This window comes from Microbacterium aurantiacum (assembly GCF_002872075.1).
Classification (GTDB): Bacteria; Actinomycetota; Actinomycetes; order Actinomycetales; family Microbacteriaceae; genus Microbacterium; species Microbacterium aurantiacum_A.
Genome location: NZ_PGGU01000016.1, coordinates 152,393 through 177,805, shown reverse-complemented (window position 1 = coordinate 177,805; position 25,413 = coordinate 152,393). Strand labels below are relative to the sequence as shown.

Annotated in this window: 25 protein-coding genes and 1 tRNA gene; 12 read left to right on the top strand and 14 right to left on the bottom strand. The window is 67.6% G+C overall.

What is annotated here, in order from left to right:
* The first annotated feature begins 47 nt into the window (after positions 1 to 47).
* Positions 48 to 2,432: a phosphoenolpyruvate synthase gene (ppsA, locus tag CUR96_RS11580; protein WP_102193469.1), complete on the top strand. Its 2,385-nt coding sequence runs from the start codon at positions 48 to 50 to the stop codon at positions 2,430 to 2,432.
* A 159-nt stretch (positions 2,433 to 2,591) separates the two neighbouring features.
* Here ppsA and CUR96_RS11575 read toward each other — a convergent pair whose 3' ends face one another.
* The 8 genes from CUR96_RS11575 to CUR96_RS11540 all read right to left on the bottom strand — a co-directional run bounded on the left by CUR96_RS11575 (position 2,592) and on the right by CUR96_RS11540 (position 10,391).
* Entirely contained in the window at positions 2,592 to 3,356 is a 765-nt protein-coding gene (locus CUR96_RS11575; RefSeq protein ID WP_102193468.1) for an ABC transporter permease, read from the bottom strand.
* Between the two features lies 1 nt (position 3,357).
* On the bottom strand, positions 3,358 to 4,131 hold the full coding sequence (locus CUR96_RS11570; protein WP_102193467.1) for an ABC transporter ATP-binding protein: 774 nt from the start codon (positions 4,129 to 4,131) through the stop codon (positions 3,358 to 3,360).
* Positions 4,128 to 4,496 carry a DUF1048 domain-containing protein gene (locus tag CUR96_RS11565; protein WP_102193466.1) on the bottom strand — a complete coding sequence of 123 codons (369 nt, stop codon included), beginning with the start codon at positions 4,494 to 4,496 and terminating at the stop codon, positions 4,128 to 4,130. Before CUR96_RS11565 ends, CUR96_RS11570 begins: the two co-directional genes overlap by 4 nt.
* 2 nt (positions 4,497 to 4,498) lie before the next feature.
* Positions 4,499 to 4,855: a PadR family transcriptional regulator gene (locus tag CUR96_RS11560; RefSeq protein WP_102193465.1), complete on the bottom strand. Its 357-nt coding sequence runs from the start codon at positions 4,853 to 4,855 to the stop codon at positions 4,499 to 4,501.
* Between the two features lie 214 nt (positions 4,856 to 5,069).
* Entirely contained in the window at positions 5,070 to 5,972 is a 903-nt protein-coding gene (locus CUR96_RS11555; protein ID WP_102193464.1) for a carbohydrate ABC transporter permease, read from the bottom strand.
* Entirely contained in the window at positions 5,972 to 6,901 is a 930-nt protein-coding gene (locus CUR96_RS11550) for a carbohydrate ABC transporter permease (RefSeq protein ID WP_102193463.1), read from the bottom strand. Before CUR96_RS11550 ends, CUR96_RS11555 begins: the two co-directional genes overlap by 1 nt.
* Before the next feature lies 1 nt (position 6,902).
* On the bottom strand, positions 6,903 to 8,207 hold the full coding sequence (locus CUR96_RS11545) for an ABC transporter substrate-binding protein (protein ID WP_102193462.1): 1,305 nt from the start codon (positions 8,205 to 8,207) through the stop codon (positions 6,903 to 6,905).
* 66 nt (positions 8,208 to 8,273) lie between these two features.
* Complete coding sequence (locus CUR96_RS11540) at positions 8,274 to 10,391, bottom strand: alpha-galactosidase (RefSeq protein WP_102193461.1); 2,118 nt, start codon at positions 10,389 to 10,391, stop codon at positions 8,274 to 8,276.
* Between the two features lie 85 nt (positions 10,392 to 10,476).
* On the opposite strand from CUR96_RS11540, the gene CUR96_RS11535 reads away from it, so the two are divergent.
* The 4 genes from CUR96_RS11535 (at position 10,477) to CUR96_RS11520 (ending at position 14,394) form a co-directional block, all read left to right on the top strand.
* Positions 10,477 to 11,631 carry an ROK family transcriptional regulator gene (locus tag CUR96_RS11535; protein ID WP_102193460.1) on the top strand — a complete coding sequence of 385 codons (1,155 nt, stop codon included), beginning with the start codon at positions 10,477 to 10,479 and terminating at the stop codon, positions 11,629 to 11,631.
* A 106-nt stretch (positions 11,632 to 11,737) separates the two neighbouring features.
* Positions 11,738 to 12,334, top strand: a complete 597-nt coding sequence (locus tag CUR96_RS11530) for a hypothetical protein (RefSeq protein WP_146008156.1) — start codon at positions 11,738 to 11,740, stop codon at positions 12,332 to 12,334.
* A gap of 108 nt (positions 12,335 to 12,442) precedes the next feature.
* On the top strand, positions 12,443 to 13,711 hold the full coding sequence (locus CUR96_RS11525; RefSeq protein WP_102193458.1) for an ammonium transporter: 1,269 nt from the start codon (positions 12,443 to 12,445) through the stop codon (positions 13,709 to 13,711).
* A gap of 284 nt (positions 13,712 to 13,995) precedes the next feature.
* Positions 13,996 to 14,394, top strand: coding sequence for a hypothetical protein (locus CUR96_RS11520; protein WP_102193457.1), 399 nt, complete (start codon positions 13,996 to 13,998; stop codon positions 14,392 to 14,394).
* 33 nt (positions 14,395 to 14,427) lie between these two features.
* Here CUR96_RS11520 and CUR96_RS11515 read toward each other — a convergent pair whose 3' ends face one another.
* Both CUR96_RS11515 and CUR96_RS11510 read right to left on the bottom strand, forming a co-directional pair.
* A complete protein-coding gene (locus CUR96_RS11515; RefSeq protein ID WP_102193456.1) occupies positions 14,428 to 15,228 on the bottom strand; it encodes an ABC transporter permease in 801 nt (266 codons plus the stop codon).
* A complete protein-coding gene (locus CUR96_RS11510) occupies positions 15,225 to 15,989 on the bottom strand; it encodes an ABC transporter ATP-binding protein (protein ID WP_102193455.1) in 765 nt (254 codons plus the stop codon). Before CUR96_RS11510 ends, CUR96_RS11515 begins: the two co-directional genes overlap by 4 nt.
* 74 nt (positions 15,990 to 16,063) lie before the next feature.
* On the opposite strand from CUR96_RS11510, the gene CUR96_RS11505 reads away from it, so the two are divergent.
* The gene (locus CUR96_RS11505; RefSeq protein WP_102193974.1) at positions 16,064 to 16,585 is read left to right on the top strand and encodes a helix-turn-helix domain-containing protein; all 522 of its coding nucleotides are present in this window, start codon (positions 16,064 to 16,066) and stop codon (positions 16,583 to 16,585) included.
* A 92-nt stretch (positions 16,586 to 16,677) separates the two neighbouring features.
* On the opposite strand, the gene CUR96_RS11500 is transcribed toward CUR96_RS11505, so the two are convergent.
* Positions 16,678 to 16,748, bottom strand: a tRNA-Gly gene (locus tag CUR96_RS11500).
* A gap of 92 nt (positions 16,749 to 16,840) precedes the next feature.
* Here CUR96_RS11500 and dcd point away from each other — a divergent pair.
* The 3 genes from dcd to CUR96_RS11480 are packed head-to-tail and all read left to right on the top strand — an operon-like array spanning position 16,841 to position 18,956.
* The gene (gene dcd / locus CUR96_RS11495) at positions 16,841 to 17,446 is read left to right on the top strand and encodes a dCTP deaminase (RefSeq protein WP_102193454.1); all 606 of its coding nucleotides are present in this window, start codon (positions 16,841 to 16,843) and stop codon (positions 17,444 to 17,446) included.
* A 1-nt stretch (position 17,447) separates the two neighbouring features.
* Positions 17,448 to 18,500, top strand: coding sequence for a hypothetical protein (locus CUR96_RS18490; RefSeq protein WP_146008154.1), 1,053 nt, complete (start codon positions 17,448 to 17,450; stop codon positions 18,498 to 18,500).
* A gap of 12 nt (positions 18,501 to 18,512) precedes the next feature.
* Positions 18,513 to 18,956 (top strand): GNAT family N-acetyltransferase, encoded by a 444-nt coding sequence (locus tag CUR96_RS11480; protein ID WP_102193451.1) that lies wholly within the window; start codon positions 18,513 to 18,515, stop codon positions 18,954 to 18,956.
* Positions 18,957 to 19,008: 52 nt separating this feature from the next.
* Here the strand turns inward: CUR96_RS11480 and CUR96_RS11475 are convergent, their stop codons facing one another.
* On the bottom strand, positions 19,009 to 19,731 hold the full coding sequence (locus CUR96_RS11475; protein WP_102193450.1) for a MarR family winged helix-turn-helix transcriptional regulator: 723 nt from the start codon (positions 19,729 to 19,731) through the stop codon (positions 19,009 to 19,011).
* Between the two features lie 105 nt (positions 19,732 to 19,836).
* Between CUR96_RS11475 and CUR96_RS11470 the strand changes: the two genes are divergently transcribed.
* The gene (locus CUR96_RS11470; protein ID WP_245861220.1) at positions 19,837 to 20,379 is read left to right on the top strand and encodes a MarR family winged helix-turn-helix transcriptional regulator; all 543 of its coding nucleotides are present in this window, start codon (positions 19,837 to 19,839) and stop codon (positions 20,377 to 20,379) included.
* A 21-nt stretch (positions 20,380 to 20,400) separates the two neighbouring features.
* On the opposite strand, the gene CUR96_RS11465 is transcribed toward CUR96_RS11470, so the two are convergent.
* Entirely contained in the window at positions 20,401 to 21,015 is a 615-nt protein-coding gene (locus CUR96_RS11465) for a TetR/AcrR family transcriptional regulator (RefSeq protein WP_102193449.1), read from the bottom strand.
* Between the two features lie 84 nt (positions 21,016 to 21,099).
* On the opposite strand from CUR96_RS11465, the gene CUR96_RS11460 reads away from it, so the two are divergent.
* Positions 21,100 to 23,313: an MMPL family transporter gene (locus tag CUR96_RS11460; RefSeq protein ID WP_102193448.1), complete on the top strand. Its 2,214-nt coding sequence runs from the start codon at positions 21,100 to 21,102 to the stop codon at positions 23,311 to 23,313.
* Here CUR96_RS11460 and CUR96_RS11455 read toward each other — a convergent pair.
* The gene (locus CUR96_RS11455; protein WP_245861218.1) at positions 23,291 to 24,694 is read right to left on the bottom strand and encodes an MFS transporter; all 1,404 of its coding nucleotides are present in this window, start codon (positions 24,692 to 24,694) and stop codon (positions 23,291 to 23,293) included. The two genes, CUR96_RS11460 and CUR96_RS11455, sit on opposite strands and share 23 nt — an antisense overlap.
* 74 nt (positions 24,695 to 24,768) lie before the next feature.
* Here CUR96_RS11455 and CUR96_RS11450 point away from each other — a divergent pair, with 74 nt between their 5' ends.
* Positions 24,769 to 25,386, top strand: a complete 618-nt coding sequence (locus tag CUR96_RS11450) for a TOPRIM nucleotidyl transferase/hydrolase domain-containing protein (protein ID WP_102193447.1) — start codon at positions 24,769 to 24,771, stop codon at positions 25,384 to 25,386.
* Positions 25,387 to 25,413 lie beyond the last annotated feature (27 nt).

Below are 25,413 nucleotides of genomic sequence, written 5' to 3'. Positions count from 1 at the left end.
CGCCCTCCTCCCACCCCGCGCACGACGCACACCCTTCAGGAGTCCTCATGACCAACATCCTCTGGTTCACGCACATCGGCATGGCCGACGTCCCCCAGGTGGGAGGCAAGAACGCCTCGCTCGGCGAGATGGTCTCGAACCTGTCGGACGCCGGCGTCAGCGTGCCGGGCGGCTTCGCGACCACCGCCGACGCGTACCGCGAGTTCCTCGCGGCGAACGGCCTGTACGACCGCATCCGCTCGACCGTCGAGGCCCTCGACATCGACGACGTGGCAGAACTCGCCCGGGTGGGCGCGAACGTGCGCGAATGGATCGAGCAGCAGCCGCTTCCCGCCGCGTTCGAGGCAGACATCCGTGAGGCGTACGCGACGCTCGTCGCCGCCGATCCACAGCCGGACTCCGTCTCCTGGGCTGTGCGCTCGAGCGCCACTGCCGAGGATCTCCCTGACGCGTCGTTCGCGGGGCAGCAGGAGACGTTCCTGAACATCAGCGGGATCGACAACATCCTCGCCGCGATCCGCAGCGTCTTCGCCTCGCTCTACAACGACAGGGCGATCGCCTACCGGGTGCACCATGGCTTCGACCATCACGACGTCGCGCTGTCCGCCGGCATCCAGCGCATGGTGCGCTCCGACGTCGGGGCGTCCGGCGTGCTCTTCACCGTCGACACCGAGTCCGGGTTCGATCGGGCCGTGTTCATCACCAGCTCGTACGGTCTCGGCGAAGCCGTCGTGCAGGGAGCCGTGAACCCCGACGAGTTCTACGCCTACAAGCCGGCGCTGCGGGAGGGGCGACCGGCGATCCTCAAGCGCTCGGTCGGCGAGAAGGCCGTGAAGATGGTCTACGCCGACGGCACGCACGCGGGCGGCAGCACGGTGTTCACCGACGTCGCGCCGGCGGAGCGCGCGCGGTTCAGCATCACGGATGCCGAGGTCGAAGAGCTCGGGCGGCAGGCTCTGATCATCGAGGCGCACTACGGCCGCCCGATGGACATCGAGTGGGGCAAGGACGGCGTCGACGGAAGGCTCTACATCCTGCAGGCCCGCCCGGAGACGGTCGTCTCGCGCACCGACGGCAACGTGACGCGACGCTTCGTCCTCGAGGAGGCCGGCACGGTGATCACCGTCGGCCGCGCGATCGGCCAGAAGATCGGGGCGGGTCCCGTTCGGGTGATGCAGTCGCTCGAGCAGATGGATGCGTTCCGGGTCGGCGACGTGCTCGTCGCCGACATGACCGACCCGGACTGGGAACCGATCATGAAGCGCGCCTCCGCGATCGTCACGAACCGCGGCGGCCGCACCTGCCACGCGGCGATCATCGCGCGTGAACTCGGCATCCCGGCCGTCGTCGGCACGGGGGATGCCACGATCGCCCTGCGCGACGGGCAGGACGTGACCGTCTCCTGCGCGGAGGGCGACAACGGCTTCGTCTACGAGGGCATCCTCGGGTTCGAGGAGGTCATCACCCGGCTCGACGAGATGCCGGAGAGTCCGACGAAGATCATGCTCAACGTCGGCACACCCGACCAGGCCTTCGCATTCTCGAAGCTGCCGAACCGAGGTGTGGGGCTCGCGCGGCTGGAGTTCGTGATCAACCGCCAGATCGGCATCCATCCCCGTGCGCTCCTCGATCACGCGACCCTGCCCGCTCCGCTGCAGGCCGACATCTCCGAGCGCATCGCGGCCTACGACTCTCCTCGCGAGTACTTCGTGAAGCGGGTCGCAGAGGGCGTCTCGATGATCGCCGCGGCCTTCGCGCCGGAGCCGGTGATCGTGCGGCTCAGCGACTTCAAGTCCAACGAGTACGCGAATCTCATCGGCGGCGACATCTACGAGCCGCACGAGGAGAACCCGATGCTCGGGTACCGCGGGGCATCGCGGTACATCTCGGCCGACTTCGGAGAGTGCTTCGACATGGAGTGCGAGGCGCTGAGGTTCGTGCGTGAGGAGATGGGCCTCACCAACGTCGAGATCATGGTGCCGTTCGTGCGCACGATCGGCGAGGCGCATGCTGTGACCGAGCTGCTCGGCGAGAACGGGCTGCGCCGCGGCGAGAACGGGCTGCGGGTCATCATGATGTGCGAGCTGCCGTCGAACGCCGTACTGGCCGACGAGTTCCTCGAGTACTTCGACGGATTCTCGATCGGCTCCAACGACATGACCCAGCTCACCCTGGGCCTGGATCGCGACTCCGGTCTGGTCGCCTCGACGTTCGACGAGCGCGACCCGGCGGTGCTGCGGATGCTGTCGATGGCGATCGAGGCCTGCCGCCGCGCCGGCAAGTACGTCGGCATCTGCGGTCAGGGGCCCAGCGACCACCCCGACCTCGCCGAATGGCTCGTGGGTCAGGGCATCGAGTCGATGTCGCTGAACCCCGACACGGTCGTGGAGACGTGGCTGCGCCTCGCGAAGCTCGGGGCGCCGGTGGCCTGAATCGCCGCCCTGAGGTTCAGGTGGCACCTGCGGTCGCTATGACACTCGGATAGCGGCACGAGGTGCCACCCGAACAGGTCTGACCCGGTTTCGAAACACGCAAACGGCTCTATCCGCGGTGCGGATAGAGCCATTTGCGCGATTCGAACGTCAACGCGGTCAGCTGATCTTCTTGCGGTAGATCGCGATCGCGAAGGCGTAGGCGACCACGAGGATGCCGACGCACCAGGCGAGGGCGACCCAGAGTTCGGTGCCGACCGGCTGCTGCGCGAACAGCGACCGGATCGAGTTCACGATCGACGTGACCGGCTGGTTCTCGGCGAACCAGGCCACCGGTCCGGGCATCGTGCCGGTGGGCACGAACGCCGAGCTGATGAACGGCAGGAAGATGAGCGGGTAGCTGAACGCACTCGCGCCGTCGACCGTCTTCGCCGAGAGCCCCGCGATCACCGCGAGCCAGGTCAGCGCGAGGGTGAACAGCACCAGGATGCCGGCGACGCCGAGCCAGGCGCCGAGGGATGCTCCGGTGCGGAACCCCATCAGCAGTGCCACGCCGATGACGATCGCGACCGACACGAGGTTGGAGACGAGAGACGTGATCACGTGTGCCCAGAGCACGCTGGATCGAGCGATCGGCATCGACTGGAACCGCTCGAAGATACCGCCCTGCATGTCGAGGAACAGCCGGTACGCGGTGTAGGCGATACCGGACGCGATCGTGATCAGCAGGATGCCGGGGAGCATGTAATTGATGTACGACTCGTCGGACCCGGTGTTGATCGCACCGCCGAGCACGTACACGAACAGGAGCATCAGCGCGATCGGCGTGACCGCGGTGGTGATGATCGTGTCGGGGCTGCGGAGGATGTGGCGCAGCGACCGGCCGGTGAGGACCCGGGTGTCGCTGAGGACGTGGGAGGTCATGTCAGTTCCCTTCTACTGCTGCGGTCTCGCCGACGAGGGCCAGGAAGACGTCCTCGAGGGAGGGCTGCTTCTCGACGTACTCGACTTTGGCGGAGGGGAGGAGTTTCTTGAGTTCGGCGAGGGTGCCGTTCTGGATGATCGTGCCCTTGTGCAGGATCGCGATGCGGTCGGCGAGCTGCTCGGCCTCGTCGAGGTACTGCGTGGTCAGCAGCACGGTGGTGCCGCCGTCGGCGAGCTCCTTGATGGTCTGCCACACCTCGATGCGCGCCTGCGGATCCAGGCCGGTGGTCGGCTCGTCGAGGAAGATGATCGGCGGGTTGCCGATCAGGCTCATCGCGATGTCGAGCCGGCGGCGCATGCCGCCGGAGTAGGTGCCGGCTCTGCGGTTGCCCGCATCGGTGAGCGAGAAGCGGGCCAGCATGTCGTCGGCGATCGCCCCGGGATTCTTCAGGTGGCGCAGTTTCGCGACCAGCACGAGGTTCTCCCGACCGCTGAGCACCTCGTCGACGGCCGCGAACTGCCCGGTCAGGCTGATCGACTGGCGAACGTCGTTCGGTGCCGTGGCGACGTCGAACCCGAGCACGGATGCGGTGCCCGCATCCGCCTTCAGCAGGGTGGAGAGGATGCGGACGAGCGTGGTCTTGCCGGCGCCGTTCGAGCCGAGGAGGGCGAAGATGCTGCCTCTCGCGACCTCGAAGTCGACGCCGCGCAGCACGTCCAGCTCCTTGAAGGACTTGGTGACGCCCTGGACGCGGATGGCGGTTTGAGTGGTCATCGCTGCTCACCCCGCTTCGCGTCGTCGATGTCCTTGATGAGGCGCGTGCGCTCCTTGTCGATCCAGTGCTTGCCTCCGTAGGACTGCGCGAAGGTCTCAGCGAAATCGACGGGGTCGTCGCCGACGATGTCGCTGACCGGCGTGCCGTCGACCGCGGCGCGCTCCCAGAGATCGGCCAGATCGGTGAACATCTTCATGAGCGTCTCGCCGTCGGTGATGCCGCCGAAGTACATGAAGTACCGGTGCATCGCCTTGGCCGCCGTCGCATAAGGCTCCGGGAGGCCGTCGATGCGGGCCTTGTCCTGCTTGTACTGCTTCTTCTGCTCGAGCGAGCCGGTGAGGGCTTCGATCCATTTCGCGGCCATGGTCAGACTCCTTCGTTTCGTGAGTTGTTGTTCTTGCTGTTCGTGTGCAGCTGTTCGATGCGTTCGACGAGGAAGCTCCAGGTCTTCCAGAACTCCTCAAGCTGTTCCCGCCCGTTCGTGCTGAGCGAGTACACCTTGCGAGGCGGCCCCTTCTCGGAGGGGACCTTCTCCACATCCACGAGGCCCTTCTGCTCGATCCGCACGAGGAGCGCGTAGATGGTGCCCTCGACGATCTCGCTGAAACCCTGGTCTCGCAGCTGTGCGGTGATCTCGTATCCGTACGCCGGGCGTCCGGCCAAGATCGCGAGGACGACACCCTCCAGAGTGCCTTTCAGCATCTCCGTCATCTGGTTGCCCATTCGGATCACCTCCTTCTACTTAGTGTTGCTGGGTACTGGTAGACGGTAACACTAAGTACCGGTAGTTAGCAACACTGAATAGTGAAGTTCTCAAGAATCCCGTCCGGGCGTTGAGTGCACGCACGACAGGAGGTCCCGGATGCCGATGGCATCCGGGACCTCCTGTCCGATCGTGAAGCGGTGGCCTCCGCTCACTCCGGCGGGCACCGCTTCGTCACTTGATGGAGCCTCGAGTCACGCCGGAGATGACCCATCGCTGCGAGAAGATGTAGACGATCAGCAGCGGCGCCATGGCCATGAGGTACGACGCGAAAGCGACCGTGTAGTCGGTGTTGAACTGCCCCTGGAGCACGTACTGCGCCAGCGGCAGAGTGCGCGCGCCGGGGTCGGTGAGCACGACGAGCGGCAGGATGAAGTCGTTCCACGCCCACACGCAGGTGAGGATGCCGACGGTGGCGTTCATCGGTGCGAGGAGCGGGAAGATGATCTGCCAGAAGATCCGCCAGGTCGATGCGCCGTCCACTCGCGCGGCCTCCTCGAGTTCGAGGGGGATCGAGCGGATGTACGCCGAGTAGATGAAGACGTTCAGCGAGAGTCCGTAGATCGTGTACAGGACGATGACGCCGACCTGGTTGTCCAGCCCGAACATCGCCGTCTGCTTCACCAGCGGCAGCATGATGATCGGGAACGGGATGAACAGGGCGGCCAGCAGGTAGTAGAACACGCCCTTGAAGAACGGCCGGTGCATGTTCCTGGCCAGTGCGTAGGCCGCGACCGAGCTGGTGAGCATGGTGAAGACCACGGCGCCGACGGTGATGAATGCGGTGTTCATCAAGGCCTGCGGGAACTGGGTGCGTTCCCACGCCTCGGAGAAGTTCTCCCAGCGCACGACGGTCGGCCACTCGAAACCGGTGCCGCTGACGAGCTGGTCGGGCGTCTTCAACGCGACGACCACCGCGAGGTAGAGCGGGATGAGCACGGTGAGGGAGCAGACGGCGATGACGGCGGTGGCCCACCAGTTGGTCTTGCGGGTGTCGTCATCTCGATCGGCGTTGCGCCGAGAGCGACGGCTGGTCGTGATCGCCGCGGTGGACGGACGTGCTGTTGCTGTGGACATCAGGCGTCCACCTCTCTGCGCTGGAGGACACGGAACTGCAGGAGTGAGACGATCGTGATCACGATGAAGAACATCACCGCGTTGGCTGTCTGGTACGCGAACTCGCCGCCGGCGTAGCCGCCCTTGAAGATGAGCATCGTGACCGACTCGGTCGATGTGCCGGGGCCGCCATTGGTGAGGGCCACGATCGGATCGAACACCTGCAGGTAGCCCTTGAGGCTCAGAACGACGTTGATCGTGAAGAACGCGCTGATGAGAGGAAACGTGATCGATTGGAACTGCCGCCATGATGAGGCGCCGTCCAGGGAGGCCGCCTCGTAGAGCTCGACAGGAATGGTCTGCAGCCCGGAGAGGTAGATGATGATCGTGAACGCGCATCCTTGCCAGACGGCGAGTGCGACGATCGCCAGCCAGGCCCAGTCCGGGTTGGACAGGATGTTGTCGGCGAACAGGGGGATGCCGGGGAGGATCCTCGGCAGAGAGTTCGTGAACAGATACTGGAAGACGAAGCCGATCACCAGCGCGGCCAGGATGTACGGCACGAAGTAGACGCCTCGGAAGAAGTTCCGCGCCTTGATCTTGGCGTTCAATCCCATGGCGATCGCGAGCGAGATCGCGTTCGTCAGGATGGTCGCAGCGATCGCGAACAGGAATGAGAACCCGTACGAGTTCCACGCCCGGTCGTCGCGGAACAGATTGAGGTAGTTCGAGATGCCGACGAAGTTCCAGTCGCCGTAGCCCGCGTAGTTCGTGAAGCTGAAGAACACTCCGACGAGCATCGGGACGGTGTGGAACGCCGCGAAGGCGATCACGCACGGCCAGATCATCCAGTAATAGGCGGACATCGCCCGCTTCGAGGTGCTGCGCACCCGTGGGGCGCGCGGGCCACCCGCAGTGGTCGATCTGACCGCTTGAGTGAGAGTGCTCATTTCAGTCCTCCGTCACGGGGATCGTGCGGGCGGCGATCTTGCGCCACTCGTTGTCGAGGGTGGCGAGCGTCGATTGCGCATCGCCGGTGAAGACCGCCTCCTGCACGTACTCGGCGAGAGGGATGCCGGGAGGGACCTGGTGGTCGATGAACCCGGTGATCCTGCCCTCGTCGAAGAACGGCCTGACCGATTGCAGAGCGAGGTCGTCGCCGAGTTCGGCGCCCTCGACGGACGGGATCATGTTCTGCGACGACGCGAGGCCTTCGATCACGTCCTCCCGGAACATGAACTCGATGAAGCGGAGAGCCTCCTCGCGGTGCGGCGTGTTGCGGCCCATGGTCACGACCACGTCGACGCCGGAGACGATCAGCCGATCTTCGGCGACGTCCGTCGGGTACGGGAAGATGGCCGCCTTGATCTCGGGATTCACCTGCTTGATGCCGTTGATCGCCCAGATGCCCTGCATCATCATCGCGGCCTCCCCGCGCGCGAACGCGGCATTCCCCTGGTCGTAGGTGCTCCCGCGAGAGCCCTCCTGCGCGTACTCGAAGAGCTGCTGTTCGCGCTCCAGCGCCTTGGCGAAGTCGTTCTCGAATGAGACCGGAGAGTCCGCTCCGACGTTCTCGCCTTCGGCGCGCATCTCGTCGAAGAACCCATCCTGTGCGGCGTACGCGCCGAGGCCGTTGAAGGAAGGCATCGCCGTCCAGGAGTCGGCGAGCGTGGCGTAGAAGGGCTGGATGCCGGCATCCTGCAGCTGCTCGCACACGGCGATGAGCTCGTCCCAGGTCTCCGGCACCTCCAGGCCCTGCTCCTCGAAGATGTCGATGTTGTAGATGATGCCGTTGGCGTTGTTGATGTAGCCGAGACCCCCGATCTCGCCCTTCTTGTTGCCGAGGTCGGCGAGGATCTTCTGCACAGCGGGGTTGATGGTGTCGAGTACCGGCTCCTCGGAGAAGTCGTAGAACACGCCGGCCTGCGCGAGGCGACCGAAGTTGCCGTTCGCGTTCAGGGTGATGACGTCGGGCGCTTTGTCCTTCACCAAGAGGGTCCGGATGATGGTGTCGGCATCCGCCACCTGGTTCTGCACCACCCGGATGTCGGGATTCTCGGCTTCGAACTCCTCGATGATGCGATCGAAGTCCTCGCGTGCCTCTCCCTTGAACTGGAAGAAGTTCAGTGTGGTGACGTCGTCGTTCGCCGTCGTGCAGCCGCTGAGCGCGATGCCCGCAACGGTCATCGAAGCGAGGACGGCGAGGCGCCGCCGACGGTGACCGCCTCGAGGTCTCCGTGGTCGTTGATCTGCCATGATGCGCCTCCTTGCGCTTAGGGATGGCCGCCGGTGGATGCCGGGCGGCTCGGACGATCGGTGGGGTCAGGCCGCTGTGAGCTCCAGCAGCACGAGTTGCTCAGGATGGAGAACCGGAGCCTGGATTCCCGCCGCAGCGAGTTGACGCCCGGTGAGAGTGGGCGGCCAGTCGATCCAGGGCAGTGAAGTCTGGCCGGGCCCGTCAGCCGGCTCTCCGGCGACGATGTTCACGATGTAGCGGCGATCAGGGTCCAGGCCCGGGATCGTGAAGCGGCCGGGGGGATAGGTCGGGCTGGTCTGCACCTGGGCGTATGTGAACAGGGCCGCGGAGCCGTCAGCGGCCACGACGCCGCGAACATCACGGGTCGGGTCGGTGTCAGCATGGATGACGCGTCCCGAGTGCAGCATCCCACGGTGCCGTTTGTGCAGCGCGACCCAGTCGGCGACGGCGGTGAGGCCGTCGGCGTCGAGCGTGGTGAGGTCCCATTCGATGCCGAAATGGCCGGCGATAGCGACGCCGCCGGACAGGCTGAGGGAGACGGTCCGACCGGTCGAGTGCACGAGAGGACTGGTCAGGTGGGCGCCCATCAGTTCGGGCGGCACCACGACTCCGGTGTATCGCTGGATCTGCAGCCGTTCGATCGGATCGAGCGTGTCGCTCGTCCAGATCCGGTCGGTGCGGTCGAGGATGCCGAGGTCCACGCGAGCGCCGCCGGACGCGCACGATTCGATCTCCAGGTGTGGATGCCGTCGCTTCAGCTCGTCGAGCAGTCTGTACAGGGCCAGCACGTTCTCATGCACCCGGGGGAGACGGGTGCGCGCGTCGCCCGCCTCCAGCAGGTCGCGGTTGTGGTCCCACTTCAGGTAGGCGATGTCGTGTTCGGTGAGGAGCGCGTCGAGCCGCTCCAGGACGTATGCCCATGCATCCGGGTGCGACAGATCCAGCACCTGCTGCTGTCGGGCGCTCATCGGCAGCTCGGCTCGCGCACGCAGCAGCCAATCCGGATGCTCTCGGGCAAGGTCGGAATCGGGGTTGACCATCTCCGGTTCGACCCAGAGGCCGAACTCCATCCCGAGTCTGCGCACGCGATCGATCAGAGGGTTCAGGCCATCCGGCCAGACGTGCTCGTCGACGTACCAGTCTCCGAGACCGGCGGCGTCGTCGCGCCGGCCGCGGAACCAGCCGTCGTCGAGCACGTAGCGCTCCACTCCGACCTCCGCCGCCCGCTCGGCCAAGGCCGTGAGGTGGTCGAGGTCATGATCGAAGTAGACGGCTTCCCAGGTGTTCAGGGTCACCGGCCGAACTCGACGCGGATGCTGCGGGCGGGCGCGCAGTTCGGCATGGAAGCGCGCGGACAGTTCGTTCAGGCCGTCGCCCCAGGCCCCGATCGCCCACGGCGTCGAGTAGTCGTCCCCCGGGCTGAGGATGATCTCACCAGGGGCGAGCAGTTCGCCCGCGGTGAGGAAGGCGTCCGCCGTCGGGGTGCGCTCGGCGGCGAGTCGGTTGCTGCCGCTCCAGGCGGTGTGCACGGCGTGCACGATGCCGCGCTCGAAACCGAAGCCGCGGGTACCCGCGGCGAGGATGAGGGTGGCGTCCGCGCCCGGGCGTCCGCGCCGGCTCTCGCGGAGATGCGTGCCGATGGTGAAGGCGTGGCGTTGCGGGGCGCGTTCGCGGAGGTGCCGGCCGGTGGTGTCGAGGAGCTCGACCGCACCGACCGGCAGCGGAAAGGTCGGCGCGAGAGCGACGAGCTCGTAGTCGTCCGTGGCGGTGTTGCGGATGGTGATCCGCTGGCGGAGGAGGCCGGATGCGGTGATCTCGAGTTCGATCCTGGCGACGAGTCCGCCGTCGACATCGGCGGCGTCGATCGTGACGGAGGTCGCGGTCGCGTCGACTCCCGTGGTCTGAAGGTTCGTGGAGAAGTCGCGTCCACGGCGGTGCCCGATCAGTCCGGGAGTGCCCAGCCACCCGGAAGCCTCCTGCGCGATGACGGTGAGCGGTGCGGGGGAGTCGAGGCCGCCGGACACGCGTTGCGGCACCGCTGCCCGGCAGAGCGACCCGACCTCGGCCTCGTCGAGATCGCCGAGGTCGGCGCCCCAGTGCACGATGGCGGGGAGCGCGACGGATGCGAGGTCGAGGATGACGCTCGTTCCGCCGTTGCGGAGGTGGAGGGCTGCGGTGGCCATGAATAATTTCTACGGTAGAAATAATTGGATGTCAAGGTCTGTTCGTGATTTCTGTCACGATGGAAGTATTCGATGAGGGGGCAGCATGACGGATCCCGGGGTGACCGAGAGCGCTCGCGCGCTGGCGAGGGAGATCCTGATCCATGGCCCGATCTCGCGGAGCGTGCTGGGGCAGCGGCTCGGTCTGTCCGCTGCGAGCCTCACCCGGTTGAGCAAGCCTCTGATCGATGCCGGTCTCGTCGTGGAGGGAGACGATCCTTCCGCGCGAACGGTCGGTCGTCCGACGAAGCCTCTCGACGTCGATGTCGATGCCCGGCGCTTCGTCGGCGTGAAGATCACGGGCGATGAGGCGGTGGCGGTGCTCACCGATCTCCGAGCGAACGAGAAGGGCACAGCCGCTGTCGTGCTCGAGGAGCACGGACCGGAGTACGTGGCCGATCAGGTGGCGGTGCTCGTGGCCCGGCTGGCCGGCGTCCCCGTGGATGACGTCGTACCGGGCATCGCCGGGGTCGGGGTGAGCGTCGGCGGCAACACCGTCGATCGGCGCGTCGTCACCAGAGGGCCGTTCCTCGGCTGGCGTGACGTCGACCTCGGTCGATTGCTCGTCGACCGCCTGGGGGTGCCGGTCGACATCGAGAACGATGTCGTCGCGTTGACCGTCGCCGAACAGTGGTTCGGTGCCGGACGGGGGATCCCGAACTTCGCGGTCGTCACGATCGGCGCCGGCGTCGGGTACGGGCTGGTCGTGCACGATCGCGTGGTGGTCACCGCCGACACCGGGTTCGGATTGGGTGGTCACATCCCTCTCGATCCGGAAGGACCGCGCTGCGCGGACGGTCATCGTGGCTGCGCGACCTCGATGCTCACGATCCCGAGCATCGAGAAGCTGCTGGGCGAGCGTCTCGGCCGCACGGTCGATTACGCCGAGGCGCTTGAACTCGCCAGGGTGGGGGAGGCTGCTGCGGTCGAGGTCTTCGCGCGCTCGGGTGCCGCTCTCGGCCGCATGCTCGCCCTGATCTCCAACTTCGCGATGGTCAACACGATCGTGATCGCCGGTGACGGCATCGGAATGTGGGAGATCGTCGAACCCGCGGCCCGGGAGGCGCTCAGGGCCGGGCGCGATCCTGAGGCGAACGCGGTCGAACTGCATGTCGATCGCTCCGGCTTCGACGTGTGGGCGCGCGGGGCCGCCGCGACCGCCATCCAGTCGGCGTTCGAGGAGTTCCGTCTCGTCGGCTGAGCACTCAGGTCGCCGGTCGCCGTCATTCCGCGTCTCGTTCCTCCATCTGCGCGACGCTTCGACGCCCTACGATGTCCAGCGAATACGGGCGCGGATGGAGGCAGTCGTGGACGAAGAAGCACCGGTCGGGCATGTCGTGCACCTGGTTCGGGCATTCGATGAGAGCGGGGTGCCGTCTCGCATCGGATTCGGCACGCGGTTGAGTCGGACCGCGCGGCTCGTGATCTGGATGCTCGTGGCTCTCGCCGCCGCCGGGACGGCCTTCCTGGTCATCATGCTGTGGCGGGATGACTCACCGTGGTGGTTCGACGTCATATTCACCGTGATGCCGTCGTTCTTCGTCTTCGGATGCGGTTTCGCACTGTGGGAGTCGGGCCGTCTCTCGCGCCGTGAACAGCGGCTCGCCGAGCGGTGGGCGCTGATGCGGGACCGCGCGGCGCCGACCGGAGGTCAGGTCAGCGACCGCCAGGTGTCGCTCGCCGAGAATGGCGGCGTGTCGGCCTTCACGCTGACCGTCGAGAGCGATGCCGGCACGTCGATCCGCGCGCGCTGGCACCGCAGCAATCCGGACCACCGCGACGCGACCCTGCTGCAGACCCAGATACCCGCGATCGGGTCGCGTGTGCGGATCTGGGGCGTCGGGATGCCGGACGACGACGCGCCCGTCATCGTGCAGGCGCTCGATGCGAGCGTCATGGCGTGATTCCGGAAACGTGACTGTAACGACCCGGACCTTGCTGCGAAACGACCGTGCGCCACTCTGAGAATCACCCGACGCCTCCGTGCGTCCTCGGAGAGAGGCTCGACCGTCATGGATCAAGGCAATACCGCGTTCATTCTCATAGCTGCTGCACTCGTGCTGCTGATGACGCCAGGACTGGCGTTCTTCTACGGCGGCCTCGTGAAGGCCAAGAGCGTCATCAGCATGATGATGCTCAGCTTCGGGTCGCTCGGACTCATCGGCGTGCTCTGGGTGCTGTACGGATACGCGATCGCGTTCCCCGGCGCTGAGGGCACGGTCGCACCGTGGTCGATCGATGCCGCCGCTGCCGGATTGAACAGCCTGCTCGAGACGCCGGAGGGCGCCGCGTACCCGCCGCTCGCGTTCGTCGCGTTCCAGGCGACGTTCGCCATCCTCACGGTGGCGCTCATCTCGGGAGCGATCGCCGACCGTGCGAAGTTCGGGTCGTGGATGATCTTCGCCGCGATCTGGGCGACGGTCGTCTACTTCCCCGTCGCCAGCTGGGTGTTCAACTTCGGCCTCGCGGAGGACGGCAGCTTCGCCTACGGCGGCTGGATCACCCACGGGCTGCAGGAGGCGTTCGGCGTCGGCGCCATCGACTTCGCCGGCGGTACCGCCGTGCACATCAACGCCGGAGCGGCCGCCCTCGCGCTGGCCCTCGTGCTCGGTCGTCGCGTCGGGTTCCAGAAGGGCGCTCACGTGCCCCACAACCCGCCGTTCGTCCTGCTCGGCGCCGGACTGCTGTGGTTCGGATGGTTCGGGTTCAACGCCGGATCCGAGCTCGCCGCCGACGGCACGGCCGCCTTGGCATTCGTCAACACCATCGCCGCCCCCGCTGCCGCCCTGCTCGCGTGGCTCGTCGTCGAGAAGTTCAAGGACGGCAAGCCCACCTCGGTCGGTGCCGCATCCGGAGCCGTCGCCGGCCTCGTCGCGATCACGCCCGCGTGTGCATCGCTCCACCCCGTCTGGGCGATCCTTCTCGGCATCATCGCCGGCGCCGCGTGTGCACTGGCCGTCGAACTGAAGTACAAGCTGGGCTTCGACGACTCGCTCGACGTCGTCGGCATCCACCTCATCGGCGGCGTCATCGGAACCCTGTACCTCGGCTTCTTCGCCAACGGCACCGGCCTGTTCATGGGCGGTGACGGCACGCAGCTGCTCGTCCAGGCCATCGCCGCATTCAGCGTCATGATCTACTCGTTCGTGCTCGCCTGGATCATCGGATTCGCCATCCAGAAGACGATCGGGTTCCGCGTGAAGAACGAGGACGAGGTCGCCGGAATCGACACCGTCGTGCACGGAGAAGAGGGCTACGTCCTCGACCCGATCCGCGCATAGCTGATCCGCGGTGTCACTGTGCTGGACGCCGCCGCGCGTCCAGCACAGTGACACTCTGCATTCGGCGGGAAAGCACCACACGGAACGATCGCGGAAGGAGCGATTTCGCGATGAGACCGGTCAGCGTTCGGCGGTTCACCGAAGCTCCCCGACACGCCCTCGCCGTAGGCGCAGGAGGGGTCCGCGACCTGTGGGTCGGGACAGATGACGCCTCAGGTTCTCCTTGGCAGCTGCAACTCGTCGAACTACGAGGGCCGCACGGCCGCATCCAGCTGCCGGAGGGCATGAACCAGCTCGTCGTGGGGGTCTCGGGCGCTCAGGTGATCGTCCAAGCAGACAGCACGCGTCCGGCACCGCTCCGGCGCGATCAGGCTCTCCTCACGCGTGCGTCGTTCGTCGACTTCCATCGACCCGGCATCCGCGGCATCGGTCTGAGCCGGGTGCTGGTGCTGAGCTCTGCCGCCTCCGTGCCCGCGGCGACATTCGAAGCCACCGCGGTCGACGGGCCCCTCCAGGTGGCATCGACCACGCTCGCCCTCGTCGTCATGCGGGGAGGCGTCAAGGTCGGCGCCGTGGCCGCCGGCCGGGAATCGGCGATCATCGTCGGCGGGGACGCTCCGTTGAACGTCGTCGCCACGTCTGCCCAGGTGCTCAGCTTCGCCCGGCCGTCTCGCGAGGCCTGACCGCGGCACGGCGGCCGGGCCTCGCGGGCACGTTCAGCGAAGGTCGCGGCGGAGGGGAGCCGCGATGGCCACGGCCACCGCGATGGCGGCGTACGCCAGAAGGACGACTCCTCCACCCAGAGGGGTGAGCCCGGCGGGCGGCGCCGCTGCCGGGAGTTCTGCCGAGAGCGCATCACGGAGGAAGGTGAAATCGGTCAACGCCGACGTCGCGCCGCCGGGGAGGAACGGGTAGATCGTGTTCACCCCCGGGATGAGCATCAGCACGTACTCGAGCACGTAGAAGTACCCGAGGGTGACGCCGATCGCGATCAGCTGGTGGCGCGCGAGGGCGCCGATCGCCACGCCGATGATCATGTAGATCGCCGCCGCAAGGGCGAGCCGGACGAGAAGGGGGGCGAGCTCGCTCCACGGCATCCCCAGCGGCTGACCGTGCAGTGCCGCCCCGCCGGCGACGGCCGCCGCTGCGGACGCCGATGCGATCACGCCGTAGGCCAGGCCGAGCAGCGCGTAGACGGCAAGTTTCGCGAGCACGACGCCGACGCGGCGAGGGGCGAGGAGGAAGGTCGTGCCGACCGTACGGTGCCGGTACTCGGAGGTGACGGCGACCGTGCCGATCAGTGCCGGGATGAACAGGAGCACCGACGTGAGGCTGAGCAACATCTCGACGCCGGCGGCGGTGTCGAGCCCCGGAAGAGGCGGATTCGCGTTCTCGGGGCCGATGACGGCGATGAGTCCGGGGAGGAGTCCGCCGCAGAGGGCGGCAGTGAGGAGGGCCCACCAGACGAGCCGGGTGGCGAACAGGCGGCGGAACTCTCCGCGGACGAGGGCGATCATGAGGTGCGCTCCAGTGCGGGGGTGTGGGGTTCGGAGTGCCGGGTGGCGTGGAGGAACGCTCCTTCGAGGGTTCCGTTCTCGGCGACGAAGCCGGCGAGGGGTCCTGCCCAGACGAGGCGACCGCCGTCGATGAGGGCGAGATCGTCGATGCACTGCTCCAGCTCGGACAGCACGTGGCTCGAGAGCAGGACAGTGCCTCCGCCGGAGGCGAAACTCCGGAGGAAGGAACGCAACCAGGCGATGCCGGCCGGGTCGAGGCCATTCGACGGCTCGTCGAGGACGAGCACCCGCGGATCGCCGAGCAGGGCGTTCGCGATCGCCAGCCTCTGCTGCATGCCGGTCGAGAATCCGCGGATCCGGCGATCGAGGAATCCCGTGATGCCGGTGATCGCCGCCACTTCGTCGACGCGATGATCGTCGATCCCGGCGAGCGCGGCGCTCACGCCGAGATGCGCCCTCGCCGTCATGGCCGGGTGCGCGCCGGCGATGTCGAGGACGGCGCCGACTGTCCGGGCAGGCATGCGCAGGTCGCGGTAGCGAACTCCGCCGAGGAGAGCGGCGCCGCTGTCGGGTCGGCTGAGTCCGAGCAGGATGCGGAGGGTCGTCGACTTTCCGGCGCCGTTCGGACCGAGGAATCCGGTGACCCGGCCCGGTTCGGCGTTGAAGGTGATGTCGTCGACGGCGGTGACATCACCGAACCGTTTCGAGATCCCGCGGACCTCGATCCGCACGGGATTCGCGTCGGTGGGGGCAGGGGTCATCTCGGCTCCTCCGCTAGTCTTCGTATGAGAACGATGCGAATGTTCTCACCATGAGAATAATGAATCGAGAGCCGATGCGCAAGACGACACCGATCGCCGACGTGATCATGCACCCTGTGCGGATGCGGATCATCCAGCAGATCGGCGCGCGTGAACTGACGACGACCGCGCTGCGCGAGACTCTGCCGGATGTCGCGACGGCGACGCTCTACCGTCATGTGGCCGCACTCGTCGATGCCGGCATTGTCGCGGTGATCGGCGAACGGAAGATCCGCGGCGCTGTCGAACGGACCCTCGCTCTCGGCGAGCGGATGGCGCACGTGGATCGCGAAGAGCTGCAGGCGATGGGTGCCGAGCAACTGCGTCAGGCGTTCCTCACGTATCTGGGGCAGGTTGCCGAGCGCTTCGACGCCTCACTGGCTTCTGACGATGTGCGGGCGCGTGACTACCTCGGCTTCGGGATGACGCAGCTCCACGTGACCACTGAGGACCTCGCCGAGCTGCAGACGCGCCTGGGAGAGCTGCTCGCCCCCTATCTCGACGCCGATCGGGAGGATGCGCGAGCGGTCACGCTCGCCACGATCCTGCTGCCGTGACCGACCCGGGTCGGCGTTCCGGAACGGGCAGCGAGAAGCCCCGCTCATCCGAGTGGACGGCGGGGCTCGTTCTCCAGGAAACGCCTGGTCAGAGGGACTGACGGGAATCGAACCCGCGCTATCTGCTTGGGAAGCAGAAGTTCTGCCATTGAACTACAGTCCCGGACCCGGTCCGAGGATCAGGTGAAGGCAAGCCTACCTGCCCGGTCGCGGATGGCAAAAGCGCCCGGCGCCATCTGGCCGTAGGCTGGTGCCGTGCTTCTCAGCGACCGCGACATCAGGGCAGAACTCGCATCAGGCCGCATCGGCCTCGACCCGCACGAGCCGGAGATGATCCAGCCGTCGAGCATCGACGTGCGCCTGGACCGCTACTTCCGCCTGTTCGACAACCACAAGTATCCGTTCATCGATCCGTCCGTCGATCAGCCCGAACTCACCCGTCTGATCGAGGTCGATCCCGAAGAGCCGTTCATCCTGCACCCCGGCGAATTCGCGCTGGGCGCCACGTTCGAGCAGGTGACGCTGTCGGATGACATCGCCGCGCGCCTCGAGGGCAAGTCGTCGCTCGGCCGGCTCGGCCTCATCACGCACTCGACCGCGGGGTTCATCGACCCCGGCTTCACCGGTCACGTGACACTCGAGCTCGCGAACGTCGCGACGCTGCCGATCAAGCTGTGGCCGGGCATGAAGATCGGCCAGCTCTGCTTCTTCCGCCTCACTTCGCCGTCCGAGAACCCGTACGGCTCGGGGCCGTACGGCAACCGTTACCAGGGGCAGCGAGGGCCGACGGCGTCTCGCTCCTTCCAGAATTTCCACCGCACCGATGTCGGCACGACCGACGTCGGCGCCATCGGAGGATGACATGAGCGGCGACGGCACGGATGCTCCGCAGGACCCGAACACGGTTCCGGGCTCCGTGCCGCCTCCGCCTTCCGATGATTCGGCAGGCGTCCCGGCGGACCCGCCGCTGACCGAGCCCGATCTTGCGGACCCGAACTCCGTCGTGCCCGATTTCCAGGTGCCGGCCCCGCCGACGTTCGGCAGTGCTCCGCCCGCTCCTGATGCCGGCACGGTTATCCCCGAGCCGGTCATCCCCGAGCCGGTGCTGCCGCCTTCGGCCGTGCCCGAGCGGGTCGCTCCACCGGCCCCGCCGGCTGCATCCGTTCCGCCGCCGCCGGCTGCACCGGCGCAGGCGGCGGTTCCTGCCCCTCCCACGCAGGCCGCGAGTGGATACACCGACGCCAACCCGTACCTCGAGCCGGGGACGGCGGCTCCCAACAGCTACCGCGGCTGGACGTTCGGCATCTTCGCCGGCCTCGCCGTGCTGCTCATCGGCGCGATCATCGCGCTCATCTACCTCTTCAACAACGCTCCGTGGGAGTTCGCTGACGCAGAGGCGCCTCCGGTGATCGAGTCGTCGGCTCCGAGCGCTCCCGCTTCGGTTGAGACGACCGAAGCGGATCCCGTCGCTCCGGCATCCGGTCCGTGCGATGAGCTGTGCCTCGAGATGGCGTCGACGGTCGGCGACAGCGTGACCGGCCTCGACGGCGACGTCACCTGGCAGCTCTCCGGCGCCTGGGAGACGGCCGATATCGCGGTGCTCCCGGCGAAGGAGACGGCCGGGGCCGAGTACGAGTCGTCGGTCGGCACCCTCCGCTTCACCGTCTGGGGCTTCGAAGACGATGCGGCGGCAGACGACGCGTTCGCCACGCTCGCTGAGGAGCGCGGCGAGCCCGAGGCCACCGAAGAGGTCTTCGAGGGTGGCGTGGGCATCCGCAACGACTACCGCGCAGACCGCTCGTTCAGCGTGCTGTGGTCGGTGACGGGTGACGAATCCCGGCCCTGGGTGCTGTTCGTCGAAGGCCCCGACGACGACGACGCCGTCCTGCAGTTCTACTACTCCCTGCCGATCTGAGCCGAGGGGCGTATGTCGGCCCTGCGGCCCAGCACAGAAGGGGATGCGGCGTGGATCGCCGAACTCCGCGCCGTCGTTCTGCGTGATGACCTGCAGCGGCTGGGTCGTTACGACCCTGTCCGGGTGCGACGTCGGTTCATCGATGGTTTCGTTCCGGCGTGGACCCGCGTGATCGTCGTGGACGGAACCGACGCCGGTTCGATCTCGATGCGCGCCGACGCCGACGACGTCTGGCTGGAGCACTTCTATCTCCGGCCCGACCTTCAGGGGCGGGGGATCGGGAGCGCGATCCTCGGCGCGGTATTGCAGGAGAGCGCCGGGCGGCGTGTTCGCCTCAACGTCCTCACCGGAAGTTCGGCGCGCCGACTCTATGAACGACACGGCTTCACCGTCGACACAGAAGACGACGTCGACGTCTTCATGAGCATGTCCGTGCCGGCGATCTCGCCCGGATGAAATGACAGGGGGACGGATGCCGCGGCATCCGTCCCCCTGATTCTCGTGACCGTCAGGCGTCGCGCCCCCGGGTGAAGCCGGCATCGAAGCCGCGCTCGTACGCACCCTGTGCGAAGTGCGCGAATCCGGCGCGGCCAGGTCCGCGACGGTGACCACGGTGGTCGCCGTGCGGGTGACCTTCGTGATGGCCGTGGCCGTGGCCGTGGCCGTGGCCGTGGTCGTGGTCGTGGTCGTGGTCGTGCTCACGCTCGGCGTGCGGGCCGCAGTCGGCATGCCCGCCGAAGCCGTGGTGTCCGAAGTCGCGAGGGCCGAAGCCCTGCCGTCCGAAGCCGCGAGGGCCGAAGCCGAACCGGCGGCCGCGGGGGAGCTCGGTGTTCTCGTCCCAGCCGAATGCGCGGGCGATCTTCTCGAGCGAAGCGAGGGTGGTCGCCATGTCCTCGTCGGAGACGGCGTCGGTGACGCGAGCGCGGATGCCGTCGACGACCGCACCGAGCCGTTCCTTGGCGGCGCGTCCTTCGTCGGTGAGGGTCCAGCCCTCGCCCTCGGGGGCGACCCAGCCGCGCTCGATGAGCCGGTGCAGCTTGTGCTCGGACAGCGGACGACGGGAGGAGGCGGAGCCGTCGATGATGTTCAGCATCCGCCAGTCGCGACGACTGGCGCCGTCGGACTCGAAGGCGGTCGCGAACTCGGCGGCCATCAGGCGATCGGCGGCCTTCAGCCAGTAGCCGAAGGGGCGGGAAGAGTTGTCTGGGTTCTGCGTGTCAGGGGTGTTCATGAGGGGAATCCTTTAATGTCAGTGTGCATGTGATTGTCACAGTGCATGTATATGTAGTGTGACATGCGATATGAATGCATGTCAAGTCGCATGTAAAGTTGCAGGGTGGACCCCGAAGAGACCGACCCTGCCGAAGCGATCGCCCGTGCGCTCTCGCGGCTTCGTGGGCGCCGCCCGCAGGGCCGCGGCCGCGGCGGTCCTCACGGATGGCACGGCGGGCCGCATGGGCATGACGGCTCGCACGACGACAAGTTCGGCCGGCACGGGCATCCGGGCATGCCGCCGTGGATGGTCGACGGCCCCGGCCGGCTCGGTGCACCCGCACGTCTGCGGATGCTGGAGGCCCTCGCCGCCGCATCCACCCCGCTCAGCGTCAGCGCCCTGGGAGAGGCGATCGGCGTCGACCAGCCGCGCGCCTCACGACTGGTGCAGCAGGGCGTCGAGCTCGGCTATGTGCGCCGAGAGGCTGACCCTGACGACGCCCGCCGCACTCGCATCGCACTCACCGACGAAGGACGCAAGCTCGCGAGGGGGATGCGCGGAGAGCGGCGCGAGATGCTCGGACGAGCGCTCGCCGTATTCACCGAAGAGGAACAGCGTGACCTCGCCCGCCTGCTCGGCAAACTCGCCGACAACTGGGAGAACTGAGGCGCAGCGGACCGGCGCCGTTCAGGCGAGGTCGCCTCGCGCCGAGCTCACGTAGGCGACGATGCCGCGATGCAGTTCGGCGACGAGGAGTCGGCGCTGCGCGGGGTCGACCTCGGCGACGATGAGTGGCATCAGTCCCTTGACCATGCTCAGGATCACCGTGGCCATGGTCTGGATGCGGCGATCCTCCGCGTCGGGCATGATCGCCGCGATGGCCTCGCGGACCCGCTTCTCGATCGCGTCGTGCGCGGGTGCGACCGCGGCGCGCATGGATGGCGGCATGTCGGTGCGGGCGAACAGTGCCTTGAAGCCCGGATGCTCGATGTTGAAGCCGACGATGCGGGCGAGGGCAGCGTCCAGCTCTGTCTCGAGATTCTCCGTGGTGAGCCCGCTCAGAAGCTCGAGCGTGGCGAGGCGCTCCGCATAGGCCTCGGCGAGAGCTCGTCCGACTTCGTCCTTGTTGGCGAAGAACTGATAGAGCGAGCCGGGGGAGATCCCCGCCCTGGCGGCGATCGCGTTCGTCGTCGCGGCCTCGTACCCGGCCTCTCCGAACACGGCGGCGGCGGCGAGCAGGATCTGTTCGATGCGCGCCCGTCCGCGCGCCTGGCGGCGCGGTGCTCCCGCTTCTTCGGACACTCCTTGACCTGCTCTCGATTAAATGCGAGTATTTGCTCGTAAAACGAATACGACTAACTGCTCGCATTCTATCGGAGGCTTCTGATGCTCGTACGTGCCGTCTCGACCCGACCGCGGACTGTGATCACCGTCACCGCGGTGATCTTCGCGATCTACCTGGCGCTGGGTGCCGCGGTCTTCGACGCCCTGTCGCTGAATCGCTATGACGCTCCCGGCTCGGAGTCGCTCCAGGTGCGCACTGCGCTCGCCGATCGGTTCGGCACCGGGAGCCCGAACATCGCCGTTCTCGTGGAGTCGGACTCCGGAGTCGATGACCCCGCCGTGGCCGCGGCCGGGAGGGAGGTCACTGCGCTCATCGCAGAATTCCCGGGCATCGGAGAGGCCTGGTCCTACTGGACGCCGGGTGCGCCGGCGTCGCTCGCCGGAACGGACGGCACGACGGCGCTCGTGCTCGCCTGGGCGTCCGGCGACGCGGACCTGGTCCGCGGTGAACTCCTGCCGGCGCTGGATGCGGCGATCGACGGGCAGTTCGACGATCCCTCCGTCCGTCTCACGCTGGGTGGAGCCGACGAGGTGTTCCGCACAGTCGCTGAGCAGGCGCGCGCCGACTTCCTCCGTGCCGAGATGATCGTGGTGCCGTTGGTGCTCGGGCTGCTCTGGCTCGTGTACCGCCGCTTCCGCGTGGCGCTGGCGACCCTCACGGTCGGCCTCTACTCGGTTGCGGGTACGCTCGCGATCCTGCGCCTCGTCAGCGGCTTCACCGACATCTCGACCTTCGCGGCCAACATCGCGCTCGTCATGGGCATCGGTCTCGGCGTCGACTACGGGCTGTTCATGACGTACCGGTTCCGCGAGGAGCTGCGCCGCGGATCGGATCCGGAGCAGGCGACGAAGGATGCGGTGCGCTCTGCCGGGCGGACGATCCTGTTCAGCGGGGCCACGGTCGCCGCATCCCTCGCCGCGCTCTTCGTGTTCCCCCTGCCCTTCCTCTCGTCGTTCGCCTACGCGGGCATCGCTGTCGTCCTGACGGCGATCATCGGCTCCACGGTCTTCCTCCCCGCTGTCCTCCGCCTCCTCGGCACCCGCGTGCTCCGCAGGAACGATGTGGCGGTCGCCGCGGAGGCCGGCGGGTGGGCGCGTCTGGCCTCACGCGTGATGCGGCGCCCCGTCGCATTCGGCGCACTCGGGATGGTGGTCCTGATCGCCCTCGGGGCGCCTGCGCTCGCCGCCGAGTTCGGAGCGCCCGATGACCGGCTGCTCCGCGCGGGCCAGCCCGTTCGCGACATGTACGACACGATCCGCGAGGACTTCGATGCGGAGGATGCGGATGCCGTGTACATCGTCGCCCAGTCGGCGACCGACGCCGAGATCGGGCGGTTCGCACGCGACGTGTCGCTCGTCGACGGCATCCTGCGGGTCGATTCGCCGGCAGGATCGTTCCGGGATGGTGCCCTCGTCGAATCGGCGGAGGCCGACGCCGGCCGGTTCCGCGACGGCGACGCGGCCTACCTCACCGCGCTGCCTGCGTCGGATCGTCTGTCCGACGACCCGGGCGACCTGGTCGCCGACGTCCGAGCCGTCGACAGGGCCTTTCCCGCTCTCGTCGGGGGCTACCCGGCTGAGCTCGTGGACTATCGTGCTGCCGTGTCCGAGCGCCTTCCCGTGGTGCTGGTACTCATCTTCGCCGTCACCTTCGTGCTCCTCTTCCTGATGACGGGCAGCGTCGTCGCCCCGCTCAAGGCGTCCGTCCTCAACCTGCTGTCGCTTTCGGTGATGTTCGGCGTGCTCGTCTGGGGGTTCCAGGAGGGAGCGCTCGCGCCGCTGCTGGGCTTCACGCCGACCGGCGTCATCGAGCCGAGCATCCCGCTGCTGATGTTCTGCGTCGCCTACGGCCTGTCGATGGACTACGAGGTCTTCCTGCTCGCCCGGATCAAGGAGGAGTACGACCTCACCGGCGATCCGCGCGCCTCGGTGGTGCGGGGAATCGGCAGATCCGCACCGCTCATCGGCGCCGCCGCGCTCACGCTGGGCACGTCGTTCCTCGTCTACGCCACGAGCGAGGTCACTTTCCTGCAGCAGCTCGGCGTCGGGATGGCGCTCGCCGTGCTCATCGATGCCACCGTGATCCGCGGCATCCTGCTCCCCGCGTTCATGCGGCTCGCCGGGCGTGCGAACTGGTGGGCGCCCGCCCCGCTCCGGCGGCTGCACGCGCGGATCGGCTGGCGTGAGCCCGCGCTGTCCGCAGGCGCCCTCGAGTCGTCCGCGCGACGCGGGCTCAGCGAACCTGCTGCGCCTTGAGCGGCAGCAACAGGAGGAAGCCGAGCAGCAGCACGAGCACGATGCCGAGGATCCCGAAGGCCGTCTGGTGGGTGAGCGCGATGAGAACCGTCCAGGCGCCGGAGGCCATCCAGCTCGCCGCCCGTCCGGTCGTCGCGTAGAGCCCGAAGATCTCGCCCTCGCGTCCGGCCGGCGTGACCCGGGCGAGGAACGAGCGCGACGCTGCCTGAGCGGGGCCGACGAACGCGCACAGGATGAGGCCGCCGATCCAGAAGACGGTGGTGCCGGCATCCACCAGGAAGAACACGGCGAGTCCGGCCACGACCATCGCGCCGAGCGAGATCAGGATGATCCGCTTCGGACCGAACCGGTCGTCGAAGCGCCCGGCGATGATGGTCGAGATGCCGGCGATGAGGTTCGCGGCGATGCCGAAGATCACGATCTCGAGGAACTTGAATCCGAACACCGTGGAGGCGATCACGGCGCCGAAGGCGAAGACACCGCCCAGGCCGTCGCGGAATACCGCGCTGGAGAGCAGGAACCAGAACGTGGGCCGGGTCTCGGGGTTGCGATAGAGTCCGGCGACGTCCTTCACCAGCAGTCCGTACGAGGCGAAGAACCCGACCTGGCGCTCAGGGCGGCCGAGGGAGGGTTCGGGGACGTTGAGGAAGATCGGGATGGAGAAGACGATCGTCCAGATCGCGCAACCGACGGCGATGATGCGGAACGGCAGACCGCCGTCGCTCGAGATGCCGAACCAGTCGGCCATGTAGAAGATCACCACGAGCACGAGGGCGAGGATCCCGCCGAGGTAGCCGAATCCCCAGCCGAGTCCCGAGATGCGTCCGACGGTCTTCGGATTGGCGATGCCGATGAGCATGGCGTTCGAGTTGACCGCGGCGATCTCGCCGAACACGGATCCGGCCGAGATGAGTGCGACGCCCAGCCAGAACAGCGACGGCTGCGGTTCGACGAACCAGAGACCGAGCATGCACAGCACGAGAGCGCCGGTGCCGATGCCCAGCCACAGTTTCTGGCGTCCCGCTGCGTCCGCTCGCTGGCCGAGCACCGGCGCGAGGAACAGGATCGCGAAGGCGGCGATCGTCGACCCGAGGCCCAGGCCCGAGGTGAGATCGGCGATCGCGAACTCCTTGACGGGGTCCTCGTCGTCCAGCCCCTGCATCGCCGCCGGCAGGAACGCATCGGTGGTGAGGTAGAGCGCCGTGAAGATGAACGTGAGGATGACGGTGTTGAAGGGCTGCGTCGCCCAGTCCCACAGCGCCCAGGAGTACACCTGCTTCTTCGGTGCCGGCGTCTCGCCGCGCAACTCGAGTCCGATCACGCCGATCGTGCCCGGGCGTGCGGGCGCTTGCGGCTTCGGGGTCATCGCATCGTCGCTCATGATCGAAGTCTGGCGCCGCGCGGTGAACGGCCGGTGACGCCGCGCCGCGCGGGAGCCGCGAGTAGGGTCGACGCATGCCGAAGACGGACGCACCGGCGCACACGACCGTGCTGTTCGAGGGCGTGAGCGACCGGCTCGCCTTCGAAGCTGTCGCGCGCCGGCTCGGCGTCGTACTCGATCCGGAGACCGTCGCCCTCGTGGACCTGGGCGGCATCACGAACCTGCGCCGCCGGCTCGTCGGTTTGCGGTCCGGCCCGATTCCGACGCGAGTGCTCGGGCTCTACGACGGGGCCGAGCGGGGATACGTGGTGCGCGTCCTCGCCGACTCGGGGATGCTCGATACCGTTCTCGATCCGGCGGCGGCGGGCTTCTTCGGCTGTGAGCGGGATCTGGAGGAGGAGGTGATCGTGGCGGCAGGACCGGACCTCGTGCGGAACACCCTCGCCGCGCGTGGCGAGCTCACTCGGTTCGAGATGTTCCAGGGACAGCCGGCGCAGCGCGCCCGAACGGTCGAGGCGCAGCTGCATCGCTTCGCCGGTACGGCCGCGGGGCGCAAGGCACGGTTCGCGGCCGACATCGTCGACGCCCTCCCGATCGAGCGGATGCCGCGGCCCCTGGTCGCCCTGCTGGAGGCGGTGCTCCGGGATCCGCAGGTCGAGGCGCCCGCCCCGTCTGCTCCCGTCGCGAAATAGCCCGGTATTTCGGCCGGATACAGGGTC